Here is a 24,262-nt window from a genome sequence, read left to right as displayed (position 1 = left end):
GGGCGCGAAGGCGCATCCGACGATCATGGTCCGCCAAGCCGTGCGCGCCTCGCCGCACGTCGTCGGCGACGCTCGGCCGAGGCGGCTGCTCGCGCTGGCGGTGGTCGGCCTCCTCCTCCTCGCCTCCGGCGGATTCGCCCTCGGGTTCGACGTCGGGCTCTCGCTCTGGTGGATCGCGCTGGCATTCGGGCTCGCCGTCGCGGCGGGCGTCGCGGGCGCGGGTCTCGTTCCGACCGTCGGCTCGCTGTGGCTCGTCGGCTGCTGGTGGTTCGCGTTCCCGCCGTTCGTCGGCTATCTCACGGGTAACTGGGCGGGAGCGGACCGATACACCTATCCACGGATGCTGGGGTGCGGGTACGAAACCGCACGCGCGGAACTGATCGGTGGATTCGAAATCGGGGTCAGACTCGGACTACAGTTCGCGGTCGTCCTCGGACTCGTCGGCTACGCTGTGGGGATGGGAATCAACCGATCACTCCTGAGCCGCTGACTGCTGATCGACGACGAACTCCGCCAAAGCCCCAGTCGGGAGGCGGGCGCAGGCGACGTAAGCACCGCAGGGAGTGAGCGAAGCGAACGACCGAGGAGCGCAGCGAGCGTGCGCCCGCCTCCCGACTGCCCCTTTGAGTCCCTCCTCGAACCGCACAGCCTCATAGCCTCACACCTCCCCAGCTTCGTCGGCCTCCCTTCGGTCGGCCGACTCCCTCGCGCGTGCTCCTCGCGGCCGCCGATGGCGGCCGCTCGCAGGCACGCGCCACCGCACAGGTTCGTTCACGAAAAGTCGCTGTCTCCCTCGAAAGCGCCTCTCTAAACGCCGCGGCCCTGGAGCTTCTCCTCTTCTGCCATGTCCTCGTTGGACTGGCCCTTCATCCCCTTGCCGGTGCCGCTGGCGATCCGGGCAAGTTCGTCGGGGTCGTCCCAGTTGTTGACGGCCTCGACGATGGCGGTGCCCATCGCCGCGGGGTCCTCCGCGCCGAAGATGCCCGAGCCGACGAAGATGCCGTCACAGCCGTGGTACATCATCAGGGCGGCGTCGGCCGGCGTCGCGATGCCGCCCGCGGCGAAGTTGACGACGGGCAGCCGCTCCGCCTCCGCGGTCTCGTGGACGAGGTCGCGCGGGGCGCCGTGCTCGCGGGCCCACTTCTCGCGCTCCTCGTGGTTGAGGCCACTGAGCGTTCGGATCTGGTTCTTGATGGTGCGCTGGTGTTTGACGGCCTGGTTCACGTCGCCCGTGCCGGCCTCGCCCTTCGTCCGGATCATCGCCGCGCCCTCGCGGATGCGGCGGAGCGCCTCGGGGAGGTTGCGCGCGCCGCAGACGAACGGGGACGTGAAGTCGCGCTTGTCGGTGTGATACTCGTCGTCGGCGGGCGTGAGTACCTCGGACTCGTCGATCATGTCGACGCCGAGCGACTCCAGGATCTCCGCCTCCTTGCGGTGGCCGATCCGGGACTTCCCCATCACCGGGATCGACACCTCGTCGATGATCTCGGGGACGCGCTCGGGGTCGGGCATCCGCGCGACGCCGCCGCGCTTCCGGATGTCCGCCGGGACGTGCTCCAGCACCATCACGGCGACCGCGCCGGCGTCCTCGGCGATACGGGCCTGTTCGCGGTTGACGACGTCCATGATCACGCCGCCCTTCTGCATCTGCGCGAAGCCGCGCTTGACCAGCTCGGTCCCCCGCTTCAGCTCCTCCAGATCCGTGGCCTCTGGCATGGATATCGGTTAGGTCGCCGGCCACTTAACGGGTCGCTTTCGGCCGGATAACCGGGCGAGCAGGCGGTTCGGGTCCGAACGGCTTCGGAGCCCAGCACACCGGACGCTCGCCCGCGCATCACGTCACTCCTTCAGGAGTTCGTACGCCTCGTTGAGTTCCTTGAACTCCTCTTCGTCGCCGTCCTCGCCGTCCGGGTGGAGCCGCTTCGCGCGCTCGCGGTACCGCCGACGCACCGTCTCGCCGTCGGCGGTCCGGTCGAGCCCGAGCGTCTCGTACGCCTCCCGCTCGCTCATTCTGTCGGCCGCCGGCGCGCGATCGCGGGGGTCTCGGGCCCCGGTTCCGCCGGGACCGCCCGGCCCGCCTCTCCCGCGGGCGCCGGCCCGCCGCCCATCGGCCGCACCGCGACCGCCGTCGGTGCCGGCGGCGCGGTACGCGCGCTCGCGGTTGGCCTCGGCCCGGGCGCGCTGTCTCGCGCGTTCGCGCTCCGTCGGCCCCGCCGCCTCGGCCGACCGCCGCGCCTGATCGTGGAGGCGCCCGCTGGCGTGGTACCAGAGGAAGTAGGAGACGGCGCCGAACGGCACCGCGAGCGCCAAGGCGATCGGGTGGAGGACGACCCCGGCGATCACGAGCAGCGCCGTCATGCCGACGAACGCCCCGGCGAGCCCCACGACGATCGTTCGGTTCGTCACGTCCGTAATGGGTGGCGGAGAACCGTAAGGGTCTCGCCGCGACCGGCCGCGCGGACCGTGCGGGTCGCCCACAGAGCGTGCTGTCCACGCCGCCTCCGTACCGCTCGCCTCCGCACCGTTTATGCCCGCGGCCGTCCGGATACTGGGTATGGAACCGGCGGACCGAGAGACGGTCACGGGGCTGCCGCCCGGGATCGCGGCCGCCCGGGAGGAACTCACGCCGATGCTCTCGCAGTACGCCGACCTCTGTGCCGCCCACGAGGACGCCTTGGTGCTGTTCCAGGTCGGCGACTTCTACGAGGCGTTCTGCGAGGCGGCCGAGACCGTGGCCCGCGTCTGCGAGGTGACGCTGACGGAGCGGTCCGACTCGACCGGCGACTACCCGATGGCCGGGATCCCGATCGACAACGCCGCTCCGTACCTCGAATCGCTGCTCGACGCGGGCTACCGCGTCGCGCTCGGCGACCAGGTCGAGGACGCCGAGCAGGCGTCCGGCCTCGTCGACCGCGCCGTCACCGAGGTGATCACGCCCGGCACCGTCGTCGAGGACGACCTCCTCGAATCGGGGACGACGAACTACGTGGCCGCCGTGGCGGCCGACGAGAGGCCCGGAACCGGGAGCGACGGCGACGACCACGGCTCCGGCCGCCGGGGGGTCGGCCTCGCCGCCGTCGACGTCTCGACCGGCGAGTGCCTCGTCACGTCGGGCGACGCGGACGCGGTCGCGGGCGAACTCGACCGGATCGCGCCGGCCGAACTCATCTCGGGACCGGACGCCCCCGACTTCGAACCGAGCGACGCGGAGCGCGGCTGGACGACCCACGACCACGACGCGGGCGCCTTCGACCGGCGGACGGCGACAGAGCGGCTGGAGCCGTACCTCCCCGCGCCCGGACGCCGGTTCGACGCGGACGCGGAGCTGCGGGCGGCGGGCGCGGTGCTCGCGTACGCCGAGTACACGCAGGGCGACGACGGCCCGCTCTCGTACGTGACCCGGATCCGGCGCTACGACCCCCGGGACCGCCTCCGGCTCGACGCGGCCGCCCAGCGCAGCCTGGAACTGTTCGAGAACCGCGGACTGGGCGCGAGCGACACGCTGTTCGACGTCCTCGACGAGACGAACTGCGCGCTCGGGCGGCGGTGTCTGGAGCGCTGGCTCCGCCGCCCGCTCGTCGACGCCGACGCGATCCGGAGCCGCCACGACGCGGTCGGCGAGGTGGCTGACCGGAGCCTCGCTCGCGAGGGAGTCGCCGACGCGCTCGCGACCGCCTACGACCTCGAACGGCTGGTGAGCCGCGTCTCGCGGGGGCGGGCCGACGCCCGCGACCTGCGGTCGCTCCACCAGACGCTCGCGGTCGTTCCGGAGCTGAAGGCGACGCTCGCGGGGGCGGACGGCGAGCGGGCCGCAAACGCGGCCGGGACGGGGCCCGCCGACGCGGACGACCCCGCCCTCCCCCGGACCGACCACCTCCGCGACCTCCGCGAGCGGCTCGACGAGCTGACCGAGGTCCGCGAGCTGATCGACGACGCGATAGCGACCGACCCGCCGCAGGAGATCACCGAGGGCGGCGTGATCCGCGAGGGGTTCGACGGCGACCTCGACGACCTGCGCGCGACCGAGCGCGAGGGGCGCGAGTGGGTCGCGGATCTGGAGGCGAGCGAGCGCGAGCGCACCGGGATCGACTCGCTGTCGGTCGGGCACAACCAAGTTCACGGCTACTACATCGAGGTGACCGACGCGAACCTCGACCGCGTCCCCGACGACTACCGGCGCCGGCAGACGCTCAAGAACAGCGAGCGGTACGTCACCCCGGAGCTGAAGGAGCGCGAAGAGGAGATCGTCGGCGCCACGGAGCGCGCGGACGCCTTGGAGTACGAGCTGTTCGTCGACGTCCGCGAGCGCGTCGCGGGCGAGACCGAGCGAATTCAGGGACTCGCGGACGCGCTCGCCGAACTCGACGCGCTCGCGTCGCTCGCGGCGGTCGCGGTCGAGCGCGACTACGTCAGGCCCGAACTGCGGGAGGACTCTACCGAGGGCGTCGCGATCGAGGGCGGCAGACACCCGGTCGTCGAGCGGACGGAGGAGTCGTTCGTGCCGAACGACGCCGACCTCCCGCGCGGCTCTGTCGCCGTGATCACGGGGCCGAACATGAGCGGGAAGTCGACGTATATGCGGTCGGTGGCGCTCGCGGTCGTGCTCGCGCAGACGGGGTCGTTCGTCCCGGCGCAGGCCGCCACGCTGCCCGTCTTCGACCGGCTGTTCACCCGCGTCGGCGCCTCCGACGACATCGCGGGCGGGCAGTCGACGTTCATGCGCGAGATGAGCGAACTGACGGAGATCCTCCACGACGCGGACGCCGACTCGCTCGTCCTGCTCGACGAGGTCGGGCGGGGGACCGCCACCACCGACGGCCGCGCCATCGCCCGCGCGGCCGCCGAGTTCCTCCACGACGAGCTGGGCGCGACCGCCCTCTTCGCGACCCACTACCACGGGCTCACCGACCTCGCCGACGAGCGCGAGCGCGTCTTCAACCTCCACTTCACCGCCACCCGCGAGGACGGCGACGTGACGTTCCTCCACCGGGTCGTCCCCGGCGCCTCATCGTCGTCGTACGGCGTCGAGGTCGCGGAACTCGCCGGGGTCCCCGGTCCGGTCGTCGAGCGCGCCCGCGACCTCGTCGCCGCCGAGGAGGCGGAGCGGGGGCGGGGTGCGAGCGGGGTCGAAGCCGACGGCGCGGTCGACGGTGAGGCGCCGTCGGACGAGACGACGGACCCGGACGCGACTGACGACGGCGACGCGTCGCTGCGCGAGTTCCTCGCGGAGGAGGCGTCGGGAGCCCGAGACGAGGACGACCCGGACGCGAGCGACTCCGCTCCCGAGACCGCGACCGAGGGCGACCGCGCGCCGACGGCCGACGCGGACGAGGGGGTCGCCGCCGGCGCGCCGCGCGACCTCGCCGCGGAACTCCGCGACCTCGACCTCGCGCGGATGACGCCGATCGAGGCGCTGAACGCGCTCCACGACCTCCAGTCGAGGCTCGACGATGGCGGGTGAGCGAGACCGCGGTCGCGGCGCGTCCGGCGCCGGTGATCCGAGAGAGGAGGCGGGTCGCGTCCGACGGCTCGATCGGGCGACGAGAGACCGGATCGCGGCCGGCGAAGTCGTCACTCGACCGGCGCGGGTCGTCGGCGAACTCGTCGACAACGCGCTCGACGCGGGCGCCTCCCGGGTCGAGATCGCCGTCGACGGCGACGGCACCGACCGGATCCGCGTCGCGGACGACGGCCGGGGGATGGCCCGCGCGGACGCGACCCGCGCCGTCGAGCGGCACGCGACGAGCAAGCTGGCGCCCGACGGCGACCCGGTCGGGGTCGAGTCGCTCGGGTTCCGCGGTGAGGCGCTCGCGGCAATCGCCGAGGCCGCCCGGCTCGAACTCGTGACGAGCCCCGGCGACGGGGTCGGGACGCGGGTCGTTGTCGACGAGACGGCGAGAAACGATGAGTCCGGCCCGGGCGCGGCGGCGGACGATCCCGCGGTCGAGCCGGCGGGCCGCGCCCGGGGGACGACGGTCGTCGTCGAGGACCTCTTCGCGACCCGGCCGGCCCGCCGGGAGTCGCTCGCGGGCGCGGACGCGGAGTTCGCGCGGATCTCTTCGCTCGTCGCCGACTACGCGCTGGCGAACCCGTCGGTCGCGTTCTCGCTCGACCACGACGGGTCGGCGACGCTGTCGACGCCCGGCACCGACCGCACGGACGCCCTCCTCGGCGTGTACGACCGCGACACCGCGAGCCGGTCGACGACCGTCGACGCGAGCGTCGACGCGGCGCCGGACGGGAAGGGCGACGCGGCGCCGGACGAGGAGAGCGACCCGGGGCCCGTCGACGTCGCGGTCGCCGGCGCGCTGGCGTACCCGTCCGTGACCCGAGCGACCCGCGACCACGTCCGCGTCTCGGTGAACGGCCGCCCGGTCCGGAACGACCGACTCGCGGCGGCGGTCCGCGACGGCTACGGACGCCTGCTCCCTGACGGCCGCGAGCCGGTCGCCGCGGTCGACGTGTCGCTTTCGCCCGCCCGCGTCGACCCGAACGTCCACCCCGCCAAGCGGGAAGTGGGACTCCGCGACGCCGACGCGGTCGCGGACGCGGTCGCGTCGGTCGTGGAGGACGCGCTCACGGGCGCGGACCTTCGACGCGCCGCCGACGTCGCCACCGACCTCAACTCCGCGCTCGCCCCGGTCGGAGAGGGCGACGGCTCGCGCCCCGGCGCGTTCGCGGACGCCGAGCCGGTCGGCGTGTTTCACGACCTGTACCTCCTCGTCGAGCGCGGCGACGAACTGCTCGTGATCGACGGCCACGCGGCCCACGAGCGCGTGAACTACGAGCGGCTCGCCCGCGCGTTCGACGGCGAGCCGGTTCCCACCGCGACGCTCGACCCGCCCGCGACCGTCTCGCTGTCGACCGACGAGGCGGCGGCCGCGAGGGCGCACGCGGACGCCCTCGCCGCGCTCGGCTTCGAGACGGAATCGTTCGGCGGCGGGACGCGCCGCCTGCGCACCGTCCCCGCGCCGTTCGGCCGGACCGCCGACGCGGACGCCTTCCGCGACGCGCTCGCGGCGCTCTCGGGGGCCGGCTCGGGGTCGGCGCGGGACGCGCGCGACGACCTGCTCGCGGACCTCGCGTGCCACCCGTCGCTGAAGCGCGGCGACTTCGCCGACCTCGCGGACGGCGACCTCCGAGCCCTCCTCGACCGCCTCGGCGAGTGCGACCGCCCGTACGCCTGCCCGCACGGCCGGCCGACCGTCCTCTCGGTCGACGAGGAAACGTTCGCCGGCGGGCTCGGTCGAGACCGGTGAGCCGCCGTCCGCGGGGCGCTGGGGGCGGTCGACGGGGGGATTCGACCGGTATCTATTAGCGTGATGGGCCCGGGGGTACTCGCATGCGAGAGCGGACCGAAGTGACGCGGGGATCGCTGCCGACGGAGCGGTCGGCCGGCCGGTTCTCCGGCCCCGACGGCCTCCGTGACGTCGTCCGGCGGATCCTCGCGTGGCTTCGGGATCGACGCGGGTCCGGCCTGAAGGGCGTCTCGACGTCGACGACCATGCGGAACGTCGTCGATACGGACGCGCTCGCCGAGGAGACGCCACAGAAGTGGAGCGTCCTCCACGACGTGGTCACCTACGGCGCGGACTCGCTCACCGACGTCCTCGTCTTCCGGCACGACCCCAGCAGACAGGACCTGGTGGTGATGCCGGAGCGGAACACCGAACCGGAAGGCGAGATCAGCTTCTACCACGCCGACCGCACGAAGGGCGCGCGCCACCTGTTGTCCATCGGCGCGGACTCGCTCACGGCGGCGCTCAGCTACGTGCTGGAGAAGATCGAGCGGTTCGAGCGCCTGTTCACCGGTCGCGGCTCGGAGCTCCCGAGCGGCTACACCGGCCCCTCGAACCGGTAAGGGCCGCCGGGTCGCGAGGAGTCAGACGGGGTCGTCCCGAGAGGAGGTTAGACAGAGTCGTCTCACAGGGAGGTTAGACGGGGTCGTCCCGCGGACGCCCGCTGCCGTTCTCGTCGGCCCGTTCGACGCGCTCGACGGTCTCGTCGGCCGCCGCCTTCTCGGGCGGGTACGAGACGGTCCGCTGCGGGTAGGGGATTGAGATGCCCGCGTCGGCGAACCGGTCTTGAATCCGCTCGACCGCGAGCGCTTTCGACCGCCACCGCGCCTGTGGGGTCGGCGGATCGATCCAGAAGCGCAGGTCGAGCAGAATCGCCGAGTCGCCGAACCCGGACGGGATCGCGTACGGCTGGGGGTTGTTCGCGATGACGCCGATGTCGTCGAGGACCTCCTCGGCGATCCCGGCCGCCTCGTCGGGGTCGTCGTCGTACCCGATCCCGACCTCCATGTGGATCCGGAGGCGCCCCTCGCGGCTCCGGTTCGTGATCGCCTGGTTGGCGACGAGGTCGTTGGGCACCACGACGTACTCCCCGTCGAAGTTGCGCATGTGAGTGTTCATGATCGTGATGTCGGTGACGAACCCCTCCTCGTCGCCGATTTCCACCCAGTCGCCGATCTCGAACGGCCGGGCGAACATCAACACGAAGCCGGCGATGAGCGACCCCAGCGTCTGCCGGGCCGCCATCCCGAGGACGATACCGAGGAAGCCCGCCCCGACGAGGAGGCCGCCGAGGTTCACGCCCCAGATCCCGAGGACCGTTATCGCGGCCAACACGAGGAGCCCGACCTGCGCGAGCCGCGTCAGGAGCTGTTCCTGGTGAGCGGTGATCCGGTCGCTGTCGGCCGACAGATCGCTCACGTACGCCTCCACGACGTCGCTGACGACGTAGGCGCCGCCGAGCAGCATCGCCGATGCGACCACCTGCGCGCCGACTCTGAAGGCGTTCTCCGCGACGGGTAACACCGCGACCACGAGTTCGAACCGCCCCCACAGCGTCAGTACGGCGACGCCTGCGAGCGCGAACAGCGCGAGCTGGAGGAGTCCGACCGAGAGCCGCAGGAGGAACGACGACGGGACGCCGTCCCGGAACGTCTCGATGGCGCCCTCGGTCGACTCCGCCAAGCGGTCGTCGACCAGCCGCTCGATCCAACTCGAGACCGTCTGCTCGCCGGCCCGGACAGCCTTCGGCAGCAGCAGCCACCCCACCGCGAGGGTCAGGAGGCCGATGGCGGCGGTGACCGCCAGCCGCCCCTCCGTGCTGGAGACGTCGCTCAACACCGCGCCGGCCCGGGCACCCAGTCCGCTGATCACGGTCGATGGTTCGCAGCCGGTCGGATAACGGATCCGACGCGAGTCTCAGCCGGGAGAATCGGGGCGGGCGCTTCCGAGGAGCGGACCACAGGGACGAGGCGGCCCGTCACCGACCCCGACGAAGCTCTTCGATCAGCTGTTCGATGAGCGCCGACTGGCGATCGAGGCGTTCGGACTGCGCCTCGACGGTGCGCCGCAGCGCGGCGACCTCGCTCGCGAGGTCGGCGTCCTCGACGCCGGCGCTCTCGAACGGCGACCCGTCGAACGCGTCATCACCGGGAACGGGACCGTCGGCGTCGGCCTCGGGCGCGGCAGTGTCGGCGTCGGTGATGGGATCCCCGGTCGTCGAGTCGGCGGCCGCCGCATCCGTCGCGAGTGCCTCCGGGTCGGCCGTCGACGCGGGCTCCGTCGCGTCCGCGTCGAGCGGGTCCGTCGCGGCCGCGTCCGCGCCGGCCGATTCGGCCGCCGTCGCGTCGTCGAGCGGATCCGCGGCCGCGTCGTCGACGCTCGCCTCCGCCGCGAGGGGGTCCGCGCCCAGCGGGTCGTCGTCGGCCGCCGACGGCTCGGCGGCCGACTCGACGGCCGACTGCGACGCCGCGGCGCCCGGGTCGGTGGCGTCGCCGGTCTCGGAAGCGGGATCGGACTCGGCGCCGAGGCCGGCGGCGCCCGTCGCACCCTCCGGATCCGTCGCGGCCCCCTCGGCGTCAGCCTCCGCGTCGGCGGCGGGGGACGCCGAGAGCGGGTCGGGCCCCTCGCCGAAGTCCGTCGTGCCGCTCGGCTCGGCGTCCGGCGTCGACTCCGCCGCCTCGGCGGTCGCGACCCGGAACTCCTCGAGGCTGTCGACACCGTGGAACGAACACACCGCGTCGGCGAGCGTCTCCTGGACCGCGCGGGCCGACTCGTTTGGGGCCTTGAACCGCTCCGAGCGGCCGCCGTGGACGAGGACGACCGCGGTGGCGACGGTCCCCTCCTCGAAGTCGAGGCCGGAGAGGTCCGCGTAGTGGAACTCCTCGAACTCGGGGTCCCAGACGGCGGAGCCGACGTGTTTGACCAGTCGCTCGCTGGTGACGATCAGGGTGAGTTCGGAGAAGCGGAAGGTGCGCACGACCGTCTCGCCGGCGTCGGTGACGCCGCTCGCGGAGAGGACGCCGGCGAGGACCGGGTGGAGGACGTCGTCGACGCGCTTGGTCGGGACCGAGAGCGTCTCGTCGCCGTCGAGGCCGTACCCGAGGATTATTTTCGCCTTGCGGCGCCCCGTCGACACCTCGATCCGCTCGACGTCGTGACCGTACTCGTCGACGGACTCGTCGGACAGGAGCCCGTCGCCGCGATAGACGAGGGTCCGGGTGGGCGTGACCGCGAGTCGATCGTCGCCGCCCAGCGGCACCTCGGCGACGACGTCCTCGTCGCCGACGGTCGCCGCGAGCAGTTCGGGGAGGCTCATACGCCCGGGATACGCCGCGCCCGGCATAAATCCGCTGGGTCGGCCGCGAGCGCGGCCCGATCGGGAGCGGCGTTGTTGGGCCCGGCGCCGAGCGAGCCCCGGAAGCGACCGCCCGCGTCGATCTGCGATCGGTTCCCAACCCTCCGACGGATGGGAAGGTTAAAGAGTCTCATCGCGGTACGAAAACGTGAGGCCGGGTGGCTTAGCTGGACATAGCGCCGCACTCATAGGGTTCAGAGATTCGGTGCGGTGACGCCTTGGAAGCGTCCGCGTCCTTCCCGTGGCTCCGCCGAGCCTCGGACCTGGGACATGCGGAGATCGTGGGTTCGGAGCCCACCCCGGCCATACCTCTCATCGTTGCTCGCAGAGCGGTGGCGCCGCCGGATTACCCGGATGCTTCGGGTCGTCAGTGGGCTGCCTACATCGGGACCGCCTCGCCCGCGACGAGCGCGGCCGCGGCGACGACGCCGCCCAGTCCCAGCAGCGCGTAGTTCGCGATCGGGTTCGCTGCGGTGAACAGGTCGAGCGTGTACTCGGTGTCTCGCAGGGGCGCGAACGGCCGGATTCCCATCGGGGTGAGCGCGTCCGCGAGAAGGTGCGAGACGATGGTCACGACGCCGAACAGGAGCCCGGCGCCGCCGAAGAGGAGCGCCTCGACGACGCCGCGCCGAAGGCCGGCCGCCAGCCCGACGACCCCGAAGGCGACGCCGACGAGCAGCGCGAACCAGACGGTGTGGGTGATTCCCCGGTGTTTGACGAAGGGGACTCGGGTGTCGAGGTCAGGGACCATTGCCAGCGAAGCGACGCCGGCGGCGCCGACGAGGCCGACCTCTATCGAGGCGAGGGCCGCGACGAGGAACCCGAACGGGGCGTAGACGACCAGCGACGCCCCGACGTGACCCTTGCGGTACATACTGGCGACTGCGTCCTCGGTCCCTAAGTCCGTTGCGTCGGCGCGTACTTCCGATGGGTCGGCGCGCTCGGGCGAAACGCCTACGGCCTCCGCCCGTGACCGTCCGGTATGACACTGACCGCCCGCGACCTGATGGAGTCGGACGTGAAGACGGTCTCGCCGGACGACGACGTCGCAGACGTGTTCAAGCGGTTCGCCCGCTACGAGTTCAGCGGCTTCCCGGTCGTCGACGACGACGAGCAGGTGGTGGGGATCATCACCGAGTCCGACCTCGTCGACCTGTTCGAACCCGAGGACGAGACGCTGTGGATCCCCATCGGGCTCCCGCCGTTCGTGGACACGCTCTCCTATCAGGTGAAGCGACCGTGGGCCGACCTCGACCTCGGCGTCGACATGATCCGCAACGCGGACCGCGCGGTCTCCGACGTGATGAGCGCCGACGTGGCGACGGTGACGCCGGACGCGAGCGTCGACGACGTGCTGGATCTCCTCGTCGGCGACGACCCGGACATCAACCGCGTGCCCGTGGTCGACGACGAGGGCCGGATCGTCGGGATCATCGCCCGGCAGGACGTGATCCGCGCGTTCCGCGACCGCCGCCTAGAATAAGTTGATACAGGCTCCCTCGGAGGTCATTTGAGCATAGTCGAGTGGGGCTCGGCGGGGAACCCCGCCAAAGCCCCAGCCGCTCGGCCGTACGTCGTCGCCGTCGATGAGCCGGTGAAGACCGCCAAAGCCCCAGCCGCGAGGACTCGCGCGGCTTGTTGCGCTCCTCGCTCGCGTTGCTCGCTGCGGTGCTTACTGCGCCGTGCTTCGTCCTCGCGGCAGCGTGGCGCGACGCGCCACGGACAACCGGCGGCTCCGCCGCCGGTGACTGCCCCTTTGAGTCCCACCCCGTACCGCCCCGCACAGCACCTCTCACCTCCCTAGCCTCGTCGCTGGCGGCTGGTGCCGCCAGCGACTCCCTCGCGCGTGCTGTCTCGCGGCCTCCGCTTCGCTCCGGCCGCTCGCAGGCACGCGCCACCGCAACATCAGGTATCGACTATCGCAGTAGCCCAAAACGCCGAGCGAACGGGGGCCATCGAACGGACAGCCTCTTACCGGTCGACCGTCAGGAACGGACGGACATGCTGATAGCCGGAACCGTCGTCGCCGACTCCGAGACCGTCATCCCCGAGGGCGCCGTCGTCGTCGAGGGGAACACGATCGCCGCGGTCGGCGAGGAGAGTACCTTGCGAGACCGCTACCCCGACCACGAGCGCCGCGCGTTCGACATCGTCGCGCCCGGCCTCGTCGGCGGCCACGTTCACTCCGTCCAGTCGCTGGGGCGGGGGATCGCCGACGACGACGCCCTCCTCGATTGGCTGTTCGACGCGGTGTTGCCGATGGAGGCCGCGATGGACGCCGAGGCCACCCGGGCCGCGGCCGAGTTGGGGTACTTGGAGTGTCTCGAATCGGGAACGACGACCGTCGTCGACCACCTCTCCGTGAACCACGCCGAGGAGGCGTTCGAGGCCGCGATCGAGACCGGCATCCGCGCGCGGCTGGGCAAGGTCCTGATGGACAAGGAGTCGCCCGACGGGCTCATCGAGGAGACCGACGCGGCGCTCGCGGCGACCGAGGCGCTCATCAAGAGGTACCACGGCGCCGCCGACGGCCGCGTCCGCTACGCGGTCACGCCGCGCTTTGCGGTCACCTGTACGGAGGCCTGCCTGCGCGGCTGCCGGGAACTGGCCGACCGGTACGACGGGGTGACGATCCACACCCACGCCAGCGAGAACGAAGACGAGATCGAGACGGTCGAGGCCGACACCGGCAAGCGGAACGTCCTGTGGCTCGACGAGGTCGGGCTCACCGGCCCGGACGTGACGCTCGCCCACTGCGTCCACACCGACGAGCGCGAGCGCGAGGTGCTCGCCGACACCGACACGGTCGTCACCCACTGCCCCTCCTCGAACATGAAACTCGCCTCGGGGATCGCCCCGGTCCAGGACTACCTCGACCGCGGGATCACCGTCGCGCTCGGCAACGACGGCCCGCCGTGCAACAACACGCTCGACCCCTTCACCGAGATGCGGCAGGCGAGCCTGCTCGGCAAGGTCGATGCCCGGGACCCGACCCGCCTCCCGGCGGCGACCGTGCTGGAGATGGCGACCGAGGGCGGCGCCCGCGCGGCCGGCTTCGACCGCCTCGGCGCCCTCCGCGAGGGCCACCGCGCAGACGTGATCGGGCTCACGACCGATCTGACCCGGGCGACACCGCTCCACGACCCGCTCTCGCACCTGGTGTACGCGGCCCACGGCGACGACGTGACCTTCGCGATGGTCGACGGGGAGGTCCGCTACGCGGACGGCGAACACGTCGGGATCGACGCGGCGGCGGTCCGCGAGCGCGCGACGCGACACGCGGAGCGCGTCGTGGAAAAGGCCGGCATCGACACCGCGGAACCGTAGCCCGCCGCGGTCGAGACCGCTTCCTCGGCCCGAATCCGGGCATCGGCGGTTAAACCGGCTTTATCGACACAAATTGGGGCGGAGTATCTCCCGTTTATACCCGTACGGGGCCCGTTCGACCGCTCACGATGACTAACCGATCGCGGACGACTGACGACGACGGATCGCGGCTGACAGACGGGGGCCTCGGCCGACGTAAATTCGTGGCCCTCGGTGCCGGCGCGAGCGCAACACTGCTCGCCGGTTGCGCCGGCGAGGGATCGCTCCCGTCGTCGGATGAGTCTGACGGCCCGGACGGCTCCGACGGTTCCAACGGGTCTCAGACGCTCACCGGCAGCTTCCGGCTCCTCATCAGCGACGCCCCGGCCGACATCGGCGACTTCGACCGGCTGGACGTCACCCTCGACCGGGCTCGGGTCTTCGAAGCCGAAAACGGCGAGGGCGCGGAGGAAGACGAAGAGACGGAAGACGAGGAAGACGATGAGGAGGAATCCGACGACGACACCGAAGAGAACGCCACCGAGACCGGCGACGACACCGGTGAAAACGTCACCGAGACCGACGGTGACGACGGGTCCCCCAACGGCACGGCGGACGACGAGGACGAGGAGGACGACGTGGGAGGGGACGAGAGCGAAGACAACGAGGGAGACACCGAAGAGGACGACGGGGAAGAAGACGACGGGGAAGACGGCGAGGAGGACCGCGGCTTCACCGTCGTCGAACTCGACGGTGCGACGGTCGATCTCACCCAGGTGATCGACGAGGACGCCGTCGCCGTCTTCGACGGCGAGATTCCGGCGGGAAGCTACGAGAAGATCGAACTGGAGGTCTCCGCTATCGAGGGGATCGTCGACGGAAGCGAGGTCGACGTGAAGCTCCCGAGCGAGAAGCTCCAGATCACGAACGGGTTCGAGGTCGCGCCCGACGAGGAGGTGAGCTTCGTCTTCGACATCAACGTCGTCAAGCGCGGGAAGAACAACGGCTACATCCTCAAACCCGTGATCTCGGGCAGCGGGGTCGCGGGTCGCGACGTCGACGTCAACGAGATCGACGACGATGACGACGAGGGCGAGGAGTCCGGTGACGACGACTCGGAGGCGGACGGGGACGACTCCGACGGCGAGGATGACGAGGACGACGGGGAGGCGACGGACGATAAGGAGGCGACGGACGACGACTCCGAAGGAGACGACGCTACCGGCGGGAACGAGACGAGCGACGCGGAGAACGAGACCGAATCCGGGAGCTAACTACGAGGAGGTCTCGACCGACGAGGGGGCCGCGGAGGGGCACTTCGCCCACCGCATCGCGGACTCGTCGTCGTTGAACGACTCGGTGTCGACTTCCTCGACGTCGATAGTGCGCTTGAGGAAGCGGCGCTTCGAGCGCTGGCCGACGACTGCGAAGCGGTCGACACCGCGCGCGACCGCTATCTGCGCGGACTCGCGGAGCGCCCGGCGGCCGGCGTCCGAACACGGGCGGCTCGTCCGCACGACGATCACGACAGCATCGATTCGGTCGGGGCCGGCCGCGTCCCGCCACCGGTCGAGCAGCGCCTCGCTGTCCGCGGGGCTCAGTCCAGTCCCGTGGGGGAACTCGACGACGAGGACCTCGTCCTCGACCCGCAGCAGCCAGCGCTCACTCGGTTCCATGATATTCCCTAACAAATGCGGTGATATAAATCACACTCCCCGAATATCTGATGTGATAATATGAGTTTCGGGCGACAGCGAAATTCGGGACGCGCATCGTTCACAACGTGGAACACGAGCGGACTGCGGCGGCGCTGCCGTCGTTATCGGCTCCAGAGATTCGGCGGGGACGCGATGACCCGCGTCGGGGGCCGGCGTCGGCCGGGGTCGTCAGTCCGTCCGAGGCGGTTTCGCGTCGAGCGCGTCGACGACCGCGGTCGCGAGCGCCTCAAACGACGCCTCGTCGGGGACCACGTCGACGTCGACGCCGCGGTCCGCGGCCGTCTCCGCGGTCGGCGGGCCGATGACGCCGACGACCGCGTCCGCGAACCCCGAGCGGGCCATGTCCTCGACGCCGCGATCGGCGGCCGCCGCGAGGAAGTTGTCGACGGTCAGCGAGGACGTGAACGCGGCCGCGTCGAGGTCGCCGGCGGCGGCCAGTTCCGCGGAGTCGCCCGCGCCGGCCGGCCGCGTGAGCCGATACAAGACGGTCTCGGTCACGTCGGCGCCGGCCTCGCGGAGGCCGTCGAGGAGGACGTCGCTGCCGTGGTCCGAGCGGGCGACGACCACGCGCTCGCCGGCGGCGCGCGACTCCAGCGCCGCGACGAGGCCGGCGGAGGTGTACTCCTCCGGGACGACGTCGACCGTCCAGCCGGCCTCGCGGGCGGCCGCCGCGGTGGCGGGGCCGATGGCCGCGAGGTCGGCGTCCCCGGGCTCCCAGCCCGCCTCGGCGGCCAGTTCGACGCCGGTCTTGCTCGTGAGGACGACGAGCGGCGCGTCGGCCGGCACCGCGCCCGTCGGCTCGACTTCGAGCATCGGGTCCGGGACCGGCTCCGCGCCGAGCGAGCGGAGCAGTTCGACGGCCGACTCGATCCGCTCGTCGTCCGGCCGGAAGACGGCCACGCGCGGGCGGCCGCTTCCGTCCGCACTCACGCCTCGTCACCCCCGTCGGTCCGGGTGTCGTCGCCGTCTCCCCCGTCGGTCCGGGTATCGTCGCCGTCTCCCCCGTCGGTCCGGGTGTCGTCGCCGTCTCCCCCCGCCTTCTCCTCATCGCTCGCCGACCGGACCGGCGCCGAGCCGGCGTTTTCGAGGAATCCCACAACGCGGTCGCGGGTCGCGGCCACGTCGCCGATCACGGTGATCGCGGGCGGCTCGATCCCCGCCTCGTCGCGGGCGTCGACGATGGTGTCGAGCGTGCCGGTCGCGACGCGCATGTCCGGCCACGTGGCGCGCTCGACGAGTGCGACCGGCGTGTCGCCGTCGAGGCCGGCGTCGCGGAGTTCGGCGGTGTACGCCGGCAGCTTGCCGACGCCCATCAGCACGACGATGGTCCCGCCGGTCGCCGCGAGCGCCTCCCAGTCGACCGCGGACTCCTCTTTCGTCGGGTCCTCGTGGCCCGTGACGAACGAGACCGAGGATGCGTGGTCGCGGTGCGTCACCGGGATGCCGGCGACCGCGGGGCCGGCGATGGCCGAGGTAACGCCGGGGACGACCTCGAAGGGAATCCCTTCGTCGGCGAGGTGTTCCGCCTCCTCGCCGCCGCGGCCGAAGACGAACGGGTCGCCGCCCTTCAGCCGGACGACGCGGTTGCCCTCGCGGGCCAGCTCCACCATGCGCCGGTTGGTGTACTCTTGGGGCGTCCACTCGCCGCCGGCGCGCTTCCCCACGTCCTCGCGCTTTGACTCGGGGATCTCGCCGAGGATCTCCGGGCCCGGGAGCTTGTCGTGGAGCACCACGTCGGCCGACTCGATCAGGCGCTTCGCCTTCACCGTGAGGAGGTCCGGGTCGCCCGGCCCCGAGCCCACGAGGAAGACGGTCCCCGCGCCGTCGTCCCGCCGGCGGGTCGGGGGCTCGTCCCCGCCCGTCTCCGGGGCCGTCCCGACCCCGTCGTCACTCATCGGCCTCCTCGCGCGCCTCGGCGATCAGGTCGTCGGCGCCGCGGTCGGCGAGGTCCGCGGCGAACTCCGCCGCGGCCGTCGCGTGCGACCGGATCGGCAGGTCGCGGGTGTCGGCCACCTCGTCGGTGCCGTCGGTCGAGAGCACCCGCGCCCGGACGTGGACGTGCTCGCCCTGAACCATCGCGGAGACGCCGATCGGCGCGACGCAGCCGCCGTTGAGCTCGCCGAGGACCGTCCGCTCGACGGTGACCGCGACGCGGGTCCGCGGGTGATCGACCGCGTCGCGGACCGCCTCGACCACGTCCGGGTCGCTCGCCGTGACCGCGATGGCGCCCTGCCCGGCCGCGGGGACGAACTCCTCGCGGGGGAGCCGCGTCGTCTCCACCTCGTAGAAGAGGTTCGAGCGGCGCAGGCCGGCCTCGGCGAGGACGACCGCGTCGTACTCGGTCTCGACCTTCCGCTCCATCGCCGCGCGTTCGAGGTCGGACAGCGAGTCGAACCACTCCTCGACAGTCTCATCGAACTCCTCGTCGATTTTCTCGTCCTCGTCGTCGGCGTCGGCGTCGCCGTCCGCGTCGCCTTCGCTGTCCGCGTCGCTCTCGTCGGCCTCCGCCGTTAGGGCGCTGTCCTCGCCTGAGGCGATCAGCCGCCGCTCGTGTTCGGCTTGGAGGCCGGGCGCGAGCAGCTTCTCCAGCCGCGTGTCGACGTTGCCCCGGATCGGCTCGACGGTGAGGTCCGGTCGGGCCGCCCGAATCTGCGCGCCCCGGCGGAGGGAACCGGTGCCGACAACCGCCCCGGCGGGGAGGTCCTCGATGCCGAGCCCGTCCGGATGGACGACCACGTCGCCGGAGGGCGCGCGTTCGGGGACGCCGGCGACGACGAGGTCCGCCATCTCCTCGGTCGGAAGGTCCTTCAGCGAGTGGACGGCGAGGTCGGCGTCGCCGGCGAGCACCTCCTCGTCGAGGGCGCGCACGAACGCCCCCGTCTTCCCGAGGCGGTGGATCAGTTCGTCGGGGATCTGGTCGCCGCGCGTCTCCACCTGCCGGAGTTCGACGTCGCGGCGCCGGCTCGACAGCGCGTCGCGGACGGTCTCGGCCTGCCGGATGGCCAAGTCCGACCCGCGGGTCGCGAGCCTGAGCGTTTCGGTCATACGCGGACCGAGGTCCCCCGCGTTCAAAAGCGCACCAGTTCGGCCGCCTCGGCGAACGCGACGCCTCGGCGCCGCGTTCGCGAGGTTCGGGGGGTTCGCGCGGTTCGCGCGTCCGCTCGCCGGGTCGGAGGCAACTCCCGCCACGGTCACGGCCCCTTTATCAGTCCGCCCCGAAACGACGACGAGATGGCACGCGCGAGCGCCGGGGCCCGGCTTCACTTCGGCTTCTGTAACCTCAGCCTCTCCCACGAGCGGCTGTACGGCGCTCTCGGCGTCGGGCTCGCCGCGCCCCGCGTCGTCGTCGACGCGGAGCCGGCGGCCGAGGTGACCGTGACGGGTCCGACGGGTTCGACCTCGGCGAGCGAGGGCGACGCCGTCCGCGACGACGCCCGCGAGTACGCGGCCGCGGCCGTCGACCTCCTCGGCGTCGACGGCGCCCGGGTCGCGGTCCGCGAGTCGCTCCCGCGGCACGCCGGGCTCGGCAGCGGGACGCAGCTGGCGGCGGCGACGCTCGCGGCCGTCGCGACCGCCCACGACCTGCCCGCCAGAGTGCGCGAGCGAGCCCCGGCGCTCGGGCGCGGCGGGCGCTCCGGCATCGGCGTCGCGACGTTCGAGGCCGGCGGCTTCGTCCTCGACGCCGGCCACCCGACCGCGCGCTTTACCACCGACCGCCCCGCGGACGGCGAGTGGACGGTCCCGCCCGTGGCCGCCCGCCACGCCGTCCCGGACGACTGGCGGTTCCTGCTGGTAGAGCCCGACGCGGACGCCGGCCGGAGCGGGGGGGCCGAGGACGACGCGATGCGGACCGCGGTCGAGCGCGCGGAGCCGGGGCTCGCCGACCGGATCGGCGGGATCGTCACCCGGCGCGTCCTCCCCGCGGCCGCGACGGGGAACGCGGAGGCGTTCGGCGCGGCCGTCGCGGAGATCGGTCGGCTCAACGGCGCGTGGTACGCCGACGAGCAGGGCGGCGTGTACCGGCCGCCGGTCGGCGAGGTCGTCGACTCGCTGTCGGGCGCCGCGTCGGTGTTCGGCGCCGGACAGTCCTCGTGGGGGCCGACCGTCTACGGTGTCACCGACGCGGACCGGGCGGACGCGGCGCTCGACGCCGGCGAGCGCGCGCTCGACGCGGTCGGCGTCGGCGGCGAGGTGTCGATCGCTCGGGCGGCGAACGAGGGCGCGCCGGTCACCGGGGGTGCTGGGAAAAGCGGGGGCGACGCGGAGCGGGGCAGAGACGACGCGGAAGGTAGCGGGGACGGCGCAGGCCGGGAGAGGTAACACTAAACCCCGCGGCGACGGGGCGTACACCATGTCCAGTGTTCCGTTCGGAGTCGCTCGCCTCGACTCGATCCTCGGGGGCGGCGCGCCGTCCGGCAGCGTCGTGCTGCTCGCGGGCGAGGCGGGCGCCGGCGCGCGGGAGTTCTGTTACACCAGCGCGGCGATGAACGCGCTGGCGGGCGCCGACGAGGAGCTGTTCGACCTGTACTACGGCGACGTCGACGCCGACGCCTCGCTGCCCGAGTCGGTCCACTACATCTCATTCACCGCCGACACCGAGGCGATCACCCGCGAGATGGGGTTCACGATGGCCGACGAGATCGTCGACGCCGCGGTCGACGAGATCTCCTTCCGCGACCTCTCGCCGGAGTACTTCCAGCTGTCGCCCGTGCCGCGCGACTGGTACGAGACGGCGACGGCCTCGATCACCGAACTCGGCGACCGCGGCGAGTACGAGGACGTACTCACCGCGTTCGGCGACTACCTCTCGGAACACGGCGAACGGAGCCTCGTCTGTATCGACTCCGTCACCGACCTCGTCTCGATGGTCTCCGACGACACCGACTGGAGCGACGTCGCCATGGTGATGAAGGGGTTGAAGAAGGCCGCTTACGAGTGGGACGCTCTCGTTCTCGTGTTGGTGAACACCGACGCGCTCCGCGATCGGGAGTTCGGCACCCTGATGGACGCCGCGGGCGGGACCCTCCAGTTCTCGTGGGAGAGCGGCGGCTCGCAGCGCGCCCGGACCATGTTCGTCCGCGAGTTCCGCGGCGTGCTCTCGCGGCTGGAGGCCGAGAACATCGTCCGCTTCGAGACCGAGATCCACGAGGGCGGGTTCGACATCAGCGACGTGCGGAAGATCCGGTAGCATCGGTCGCCGAGACGGCCTCCCAGTCCGGTGGTACGGATAAAACGGCCGCGGGACAGGCGCGTGCGTCATCATGGCGGCGCGGGCCGCTCCCTGCCGCCGATTATCGGCTCCGGCGGTCACTTCGAGGTGCCAGTTCTCAGTAGCCCGACGCCGAGGAGGAGGAGTCCCCAGCCGACGTAGCCGAGGGCGGTGTCGGGCAACTGTGGACCGGCGAACTCGAAACCCGTGTCCAGGAAGAAGATCGCGAGCCCCGTCACGGACAGCAGAATACCCGCCGAGAGACGCTTGGTTCCCATTCGCGCGTCGAGAGATGGGGTATCGTGAAATAACCCACCGCCGAAGGCAATCTCGACTGTCGTCGCCGAGCCGTTCCACAGGGTCGAACCGCTGGACGTACCGATTCGGTCGTTCACCCTACCGGCCGAACTGGGAAGCCGCGCTGACGACCACCGGTAGCGAGCGGCACCGAATCACCTGATTCGACCGCAGGACCGCGCCCCGTCCGAGTATCGATCCGGAGAACGCCGCGACAGGTTACTTAAGCCTCGCCGCTCAACGGCAGGTAGATGACGGAGGACCCGCGATGAGCGACCTCGACCCGGCGGCGGCCGCCCTCGACGCCGCGGCCGAGGACGCCGGCGTGAGCCGCGAGGAACTCCTCAGGCGCGCGCTCGTCGCGCTCGCGGAGTCCGAGGATATCGACATCCCCGACGCCGAGGAGGTGGCGGCGATCGAGGCGCGCCTCGACGACCTCGACGCGGAACTGGACGAGAAGGTCGCCGATCTCCGCGAGCGGTTCATCGACCTCTACCGGGAGGTGGAAGCGCTCGACGCCGATGAGGGAGACGCCTCCGGGGGCGACGAGGGCGCCGCAGCGACCCGTATCGACGATCTCGCCGCCGAACTGGAGGAGATCGCCGCCCGACTGGACCGCCTCGACGCGGCCGTCGCCGACGCGCCCTCGTCGGACCGGGTCGACGACCTCGGCGACCGGCTGGACGCGCTCGACGCTCGGCTCGACGAGTTGGACGCCGTCCGCGACCAGCTCGACGAGGTCGACGGGCACGTGGACGAGGTGGACGAGCGGGTCGACGACGTGGAGGCCGACCTCGCGGGGATTTCCGGAGAGGACTTGGCCGAGATCGACGGCAAGCTCTCTCGGGTCGCGAACGCGGTCGTCAGGGTAAAGCGGCGGCTCGACGCGGCCGAGCGCGACCGCGCGGACCGCGAGCGCATCGATGCGCTGACGCGGACGGCCAACCGCCACGGCGTGCGGACCGCCGACTGCGACCACTGCGGCGGCGGCGTCGAACTGGGGCTGCTGTCGGCCCCGGAGTGCCCCCACTGCGGGCGGCTATTCGAGGATATCGAGCCCAGCACGGGGTTCCTCGGCACGTCAAAGCTCCTCGTCGGCGATCGGCCGGCCATCGACGGCGACGTCGCGGACGGCGATAGCGCAGAGGGGACCCAATCGCCGGACCGGACCGCGAGTGACGGCGGAGCCGGCGGGGAGGAACGATGAGCGGCGACGACCCGTCGGACCGGGACGGCGGCGGAGACGACCCCTTCGACGAGGAGCCGAGCGACGACGTCGAGGACCCCTTCGCGGCGCTCGGCGAGGGCGTCGACGAGGACGCGGAACCGGCGGGGGCGGACGGTTCCGCCGGGGACGCCGAGGCGTCGCCCGCGGATCCGGACCCGGAACCGGCCGCGCCGGCCGACGACCCGTTCGCCGACTTGGACGCCGACGCCGCCGGTTCGCCGGCCGACGAGGACCCCTTCGAGTCGATGGGGACCGGCGACGTCGGCGACGAGGACGTCTGGGAGGCGCTCGACGAGGGGACCTCGGTCGGCGCCGACGCGACCGAGTTCGACCCCGAAGCGGGCGACGAACTCGACAGCGCGGCGGGGTGGTCGGCCGACCCGTCGACCGGCGGCCCGGCGACCGGCGACGAGCAGGTGGTCGACAAACGGAGCTACTGCCAGCGCTGTCCGCACTTCACCGCGCCCCCGGAGACGGCGTGTAGCCACGAGGGGACCGCGATCGTCGAGTCGGTCGACTTCTCGCGGTTCCGGGTCCGCAACTGTCCGATGGTCGAGGCGGAGGACCCGGCCTTCGACGGGGAGTAACCGCAGGGAGTTTCGTCAGTTCGGTCGGGTGTCCGCCAGCGATTTCTGAACACGTTCAAGCCCGGCGGGGCGATACTGCGCATATCTCGTGACCCGCTCCGGTGTGAAGGGAGGCCGATCCGTCGAGTTCGGAGCGGGTGCGCTCACCGGCGCGATAGGGGATTCGATTACGGTCATCCCGCTCGTCGTCGCGCTGGCGCTGCTGACCGACGTCTCGCTGCCGCACGCGCTCGTCGCGTTCGGGGCGTTCCAGATCGTCTGGGGGGTCCGGTACGGCCTGCCGGTGTCCGTCGAGCCGATGAAGGCGCTGGCCGCGCTCGCCATCGCGGACGCGCTCACCTACGCCGAACTCGCGCTCGCGGGCGTGATCCTCGGCGTCCTCCTCCTCGCGATCGGACTCTCGGGGACGCTCGCGTACGTGGAGCGCTGGATCGGCGAGCCGGTGATCCGCGGCGTCCAGTTCGCGGTCGGGCTGGTCCTCTTCGAGACGGGGATCGGTCTCGCGGTCGACGACCCGTTCGTGGCGCTCGTCGGGGTCGCGGTCGCCGGCGCGTTCGCGCTCGCGGGCCGCGGGAAAGCGAGCGCGCTGGGCGTCGCCCTCCTCGGGATCGCGGTCGCGGTCGTCGTCGCGGGCGTGCCGACCCCTCGACTGCCCGGCGCGCCCCCGACGCCGGCGTTCGGCGCGGCCGTCACGCGGGCCACCTTCGACGGCGTGGTCGCGCAGTTGGCGATGACCATCGGCAACGCCGCCCTCGCCACGTCGCTCCTCTTTTCGGACCTGCTCGACGCCGACGTCACGCCCGACGAGCTGTCGACGAGCATGGGCGTGACGAACCTGATCGCGGTGCCGCTCGGCGGGATCCCGATGTGTCACGGCTGCGACGGCGTGGCCGGCAAGCACGCGTTCGGCGCGCGTACCGGCGGCGCGAACGTCGTCCTCGGTGCCGGCTACCTCGTCGCCGCGCTGTTCGCGACGCCCGCGCTGATCGCGGCGTTCCCGCTGGCGATGCTCGGCGCGCTGCTCGCCATCGTCGCCGTCTCGCTCGCGCGTAACGTTACCGAGTCGGGGAATCGCGCGCTCTCGGTCGGGATCGGCGTCCTCGCGCTCGCCACCAATCTCGGCGTCGCCTTCCTCGTCGGCATCGCGGCCCACCTCGCGTGGGACCGGGTCGGTGCGAGCGACTGAACCGCTGAGAGGACGGTCGATTTATAAACGAACTGCGGTGGCGCGTGCCTGCGAGCGGCCGGAGCGAAGCGGAGGCCG

The 24,262-nt window shown here is 72.1% G+C and carries 22 protein-coding genes and 1 tRNA gene; 13 read left to right on the top strand and 10 right to left on the bottom strand.

The window, feature by feature from the left end; all coding sequences use genetic code 11:
* The first annotated feature begins 25 nt into the window (after positions 1-25).
* A complete protein-coding gene (locus C463_RS05075; RefSeq protein WP_008441661.1) occupies positions 26-490 on the top strand; it encodes a hypothetical protein in 465 nt (154 codons plus the stop codon).
* 317 nt (positions 491-807) lie between these two features.
* Here C463_RS05075 and pdxS read toward each other — a convergent pair whose 3' ends face one another.
* Together pdxS and C463_RS05065 are read right to left on the bottom strand one after the other, a co-directional pair.
* Entirely contained in the window at positions 808-1,716 is a 909-nt protein-coding gene (pdxS, locus tag C463_RS05070) for a pyridoxal 5'-phosphate synthase lyase subunit PdxS (protein ID WP_008441660.1), read from the bottom strand.
* A gap of 123 nt (positions 1,717-1,839) precedes the next feature.
* Complete coding sequence (locus C463_RS05065) at positions 1,840-2,406, bottom strand: DnaJ domain-containing protein (protein ID WP_008441659.1); 567 nt, start codon at positions 2,404-2,406, stop codon at positions 1,840-1,842.
* 148 nt (positions 2,407-2,554) lie between these two features.
* On the opposite strand from C463_RS05065, the gene mutS reads away from it, so the two are divergent.
* The 3 genes from mutS (at position 2,555) to C463_RS05050 (ending at position 7,861) form a co-directional block, all read left to right on the top strand.
* Positions 2,555-5,461 carry a DNA mismatch repair protein MutS gene (gene mutS, locus C463_RS05060; RefSeq protein ID WP_049905554.1) on the top strand — a complete coding sequence of 969 codons (2,907 nt, stop codon included), beginning with the start codon at positions 2,555-2,557 and terminating at the stop codon, positions 5,459-5,461.
* Positions 5,451-7,259, top strand: a complete 1,809-nt coding sequence (mutL, locus tag C463_RS05055) for a DNA mismatch repair endonuclease MutL (protein ID WP_008441657.1) — start codon at positions 5,451-5,453, stop codon at positions 7,257-7,259. The genes mutS and mutL overlap by 11 nt, the downstream gene beginning before the upstream one ends.
* An 83-nt stretch (positions 7,260-7,342) precedes the next feature.
* On the top strand, positions 7,343-7,861 hold the full coding sequence (locus C463_RS05050; RefSeq protein WP_008441656.1) for a hypothetical protein: 519 nt from the start codon (positions 7,343-7,345) through the stop codon (positions 7,859-7,861).
* A gap of 73 nt (positions 7,862-7,934) precedes the next feature.
* Here the strand turns inward: C463_RS05050 and C463_RS05045 are convergent, their stop codons facing one another.
* Both C463_RS05045 and C463_RS05040 read right to left on the bottom strand, forming a co-directional pair.
* Complete coding sequence (locus C463_RS05045) at positions 7,935-9,170, bottom strand: mechanosensitive ion channel family protein (RefSeq protein WP_008441654.1); 1,236 nt, start codon at positions 9,168-9,170, stop codon at positions 7,935-7,937.
* A 106-nt stretch (positions 9,171-9,276) separates the two neighbouring features.
* Entirely contained in the window at positions 9,277-10,614 is a 1,338-nt protein-coding gene (locus C463_RS05040) for a DUF7115 domain-containing protein (protein ID WP_049905553.1), read from the bottom strand.
* A 191-nt stretch (positions 10,615-10,805) separates the two neighbouring features.
* Here C463_RS05040 and C463_RS05035 point away from each other — a divergent pair.
* Positions 10,806-10,959: transfer RNA gene (locus C463_RS05035), tRNA-Met, on the top strand.
* Between the two features lie 73 nt (positions 10,960-11,032).
* On the opposite strand, the gene C463_RS05030 is transcribed toward C463_RS05035, so the two are convergent.
* On the bottom strand, positions 11,033-11,527 hold the full coding sequence (locus C463_RS05030; RefSeq protein WP_008441651.1) for a metal-dependent hydrolase: 495 nt from the start codon (positions 11,525-11,527) through the stop codon (positions 11,033-11,035).
* Positions 11,528-11,635: 108 nt separating this feature from the next.
* On the opposite strand from C463_RS05030, the gene C463_RS05025 reads away from it, so the two are divergent.
* The 3 genes from C463_RS05025 to C463_RS05015 all read left to right on the top strand — a co-directional run bounded on the left by C463_RS05025 (position 11,636) and on the right by C463_RS05015 (position 15,233).
* Positions 11,636-12,136: a CBS domain-containing protein gene (locus tag C463_RS05025; protein ID WP_008441650.1), complete on the top strand. Its 501-nt coding sequence runs from the start codon at positions 11,636-11,638 to the stop codon at positions 12,134-12,136.
* Between the two features lie 518 nt (positions 12,137-12,654).
* A complete protein-coding gene (locus C463_RS05020) occupies positions 12,655-13,980 on the top strand; it encodes a 5'-deoxyadenosine deaminase (RefSeq protein WP_008441649.1) in 1,326 nt (441 codons plus the stop codon).
* A 128-nt stretch (positions 13,981-14,108) separates the two neighbouring features.
* Positions 14,109-15,233: a DUF4382 domain-containing protein gene (locus tag C463_RS05015; protein WP_008441648.1), complete on the top strand. Its 1,125-nt coding sequence runs from the start codon at positions 14,109-14,111 to the stop codon at positions 15,231-15,233.
* Here the strand turns inward: C463_RS05015 and C463_RS05010 are convergent, their stop codons facing one another.
* The 4 genes from C463_RS05010 to hemC all read right to left on the bottom strand — a co-directional run bounded on the left by C463_RS05010 (position 15,234) and on the right by hemC (position 18,722).
* Positions 15,234-15,635, bottom strand: a complete 402-nt coding sequence (locus C463_RS05010) for a hypothetical protein (protein ID WP_008441647.1) — start codon at positions 15,633-15,635, stop codon at positions 15,234-15,236.
* 210 nt (positions 15,636-15,845) lie between these two features.
* Positions 15,846-16,607 carry a uroporphyrinogen-III synthase gene (locus C463_RS05005; RefSeq protein WP_008441645.1) on the bottom strand — a complete coding sequence of 254 codons (762 nt, stop codon included), beginning with the start codon at positions 16,605-16,607 and terminating at the stop codon, positions 15,846-15,848.
* Positions 16,604-17,572, bottom strand: a complete 969-nt coding sequence (cobA, locus tag C463_RS05000) for a uroporphyrinogen-III C-methyltransferase (protein ID WP_008441643.1) — start codon at positions 17,570-17,572, stop codon at positions 16,604-16,606. Before cobA ends, C463_RS05005 begins: the two co-directional genes overlap by 4 nt.
* Positions 17,565-18,722 (bottom strand): hydroxymethylbilane synthase, encoded by a 1,158-nt coding sequence (hemC, locus tag C463_RS04995; RefSeq protein ID WP_008441641.1) that lies wholly within the window; start codon positions 18,720-18,722, stop codon positions 17,565-17,567. The genes cobA and hemC overlap by 8 nt, the downstream gene beginning before the upstream one ends.
* Positions 18,723-18,908: 186 nt before the next feature.
* On the opposite strand from hemC, the gene C463_RS04990 reads away from it, so the two are divergent.
* Positions 18,909-19,997, top strand: coding sequence for a beta-ribofuranosylaminobenzene 5'-phosphate synthase family protein (locus tag C463_RS04990; RefSeq protein WP_008441639.1), 1,089 nt, complete (start codon positions 18,909-18,911; stop codon positions 19,995-19,997).
* A 31-nt stretch (positions 19,998-20,028) separates the two neighbouring features.
* The gene (locus C463_RS04985) at positions 20,029-20,865 is read left to right on the top strand and encodes an RAD55 family ATPase (protein WP_008441637.1); all 837 of its coding nucleotides are present in this window, start codon (positions 20,029-20,031) and stop codon (positions 20,863-20,865) included.
* 119 nt (positions 20,866-20,984) lie between these two features.
* Here C463_RS04985 and C463_RS04980 read toward each other — a convergent pair whose 3' ends face one another.
* Positions 20,985-21,164 (bottom strand): hypothetical protein, encoded by a 180-nt coding sequence (locus tag C463_RS04980; RefSeq protein ID WP_049905551.1) that lies wholly within the window; start codon positions 21,162-21,164, stop codon positions 20,985-20,987.
* 287 nt (positions 21,165-21,451) lie between these two features.
* Between C463_RS04980 and C463_RS04975 the strand changes: the two genes are divergently transcribed.
* From C463_RS04975 to C463_RS04965, 3 genes are all read left to right on the top strand, one after another.
* A complete protein-coding gene (locus C463_RS04975; RefSeq protein ID WP_008441636.1) occupies positions 21,452-22,390 on the top strand; it encodes a hypothetical protein in 939 nt (312 codons plus the stop codon).
* On the top strand, positions 22,387-22,998 hold the full coding sequence (locus C463_RS04970) for a hypothetical protein (protein ID WP_008441635.1): 612 nt from the start codon (positions 22,387-22,389) through the stop codon (positions 22,996-22,998). Before C463_RS04975 ends, C463_RS04970 begins: the two co-directional genes overlap by 4 nt.
* A gap of 88 nt (positions 22,999-23,086) precedes the next feature.
* Entirely contained in the window at positions 23,087-24,184 is a 1,098-nt protein-coding gene (locus C463_RS04965; protein WP_049905549.1) for a putative sulfate/molybdate transporter, read from the top strand.
* Positions 24,185-24,262 lie beyond the last annotated feature (78 nt).

The organism is Halorubrum californiense DSM 19288 (genome assembly GCF_000336875.1).
GTDB lineage: Archaea > Halobacteriota > Halobacteria > Halobacteriales > Haloferacaceae > Halorubrum > Halorubrum californiense.
Note: the sequence above shows the minus strand (reverse complement) of the source record. Positions and strands in the feature narration are given on the sequence as shown.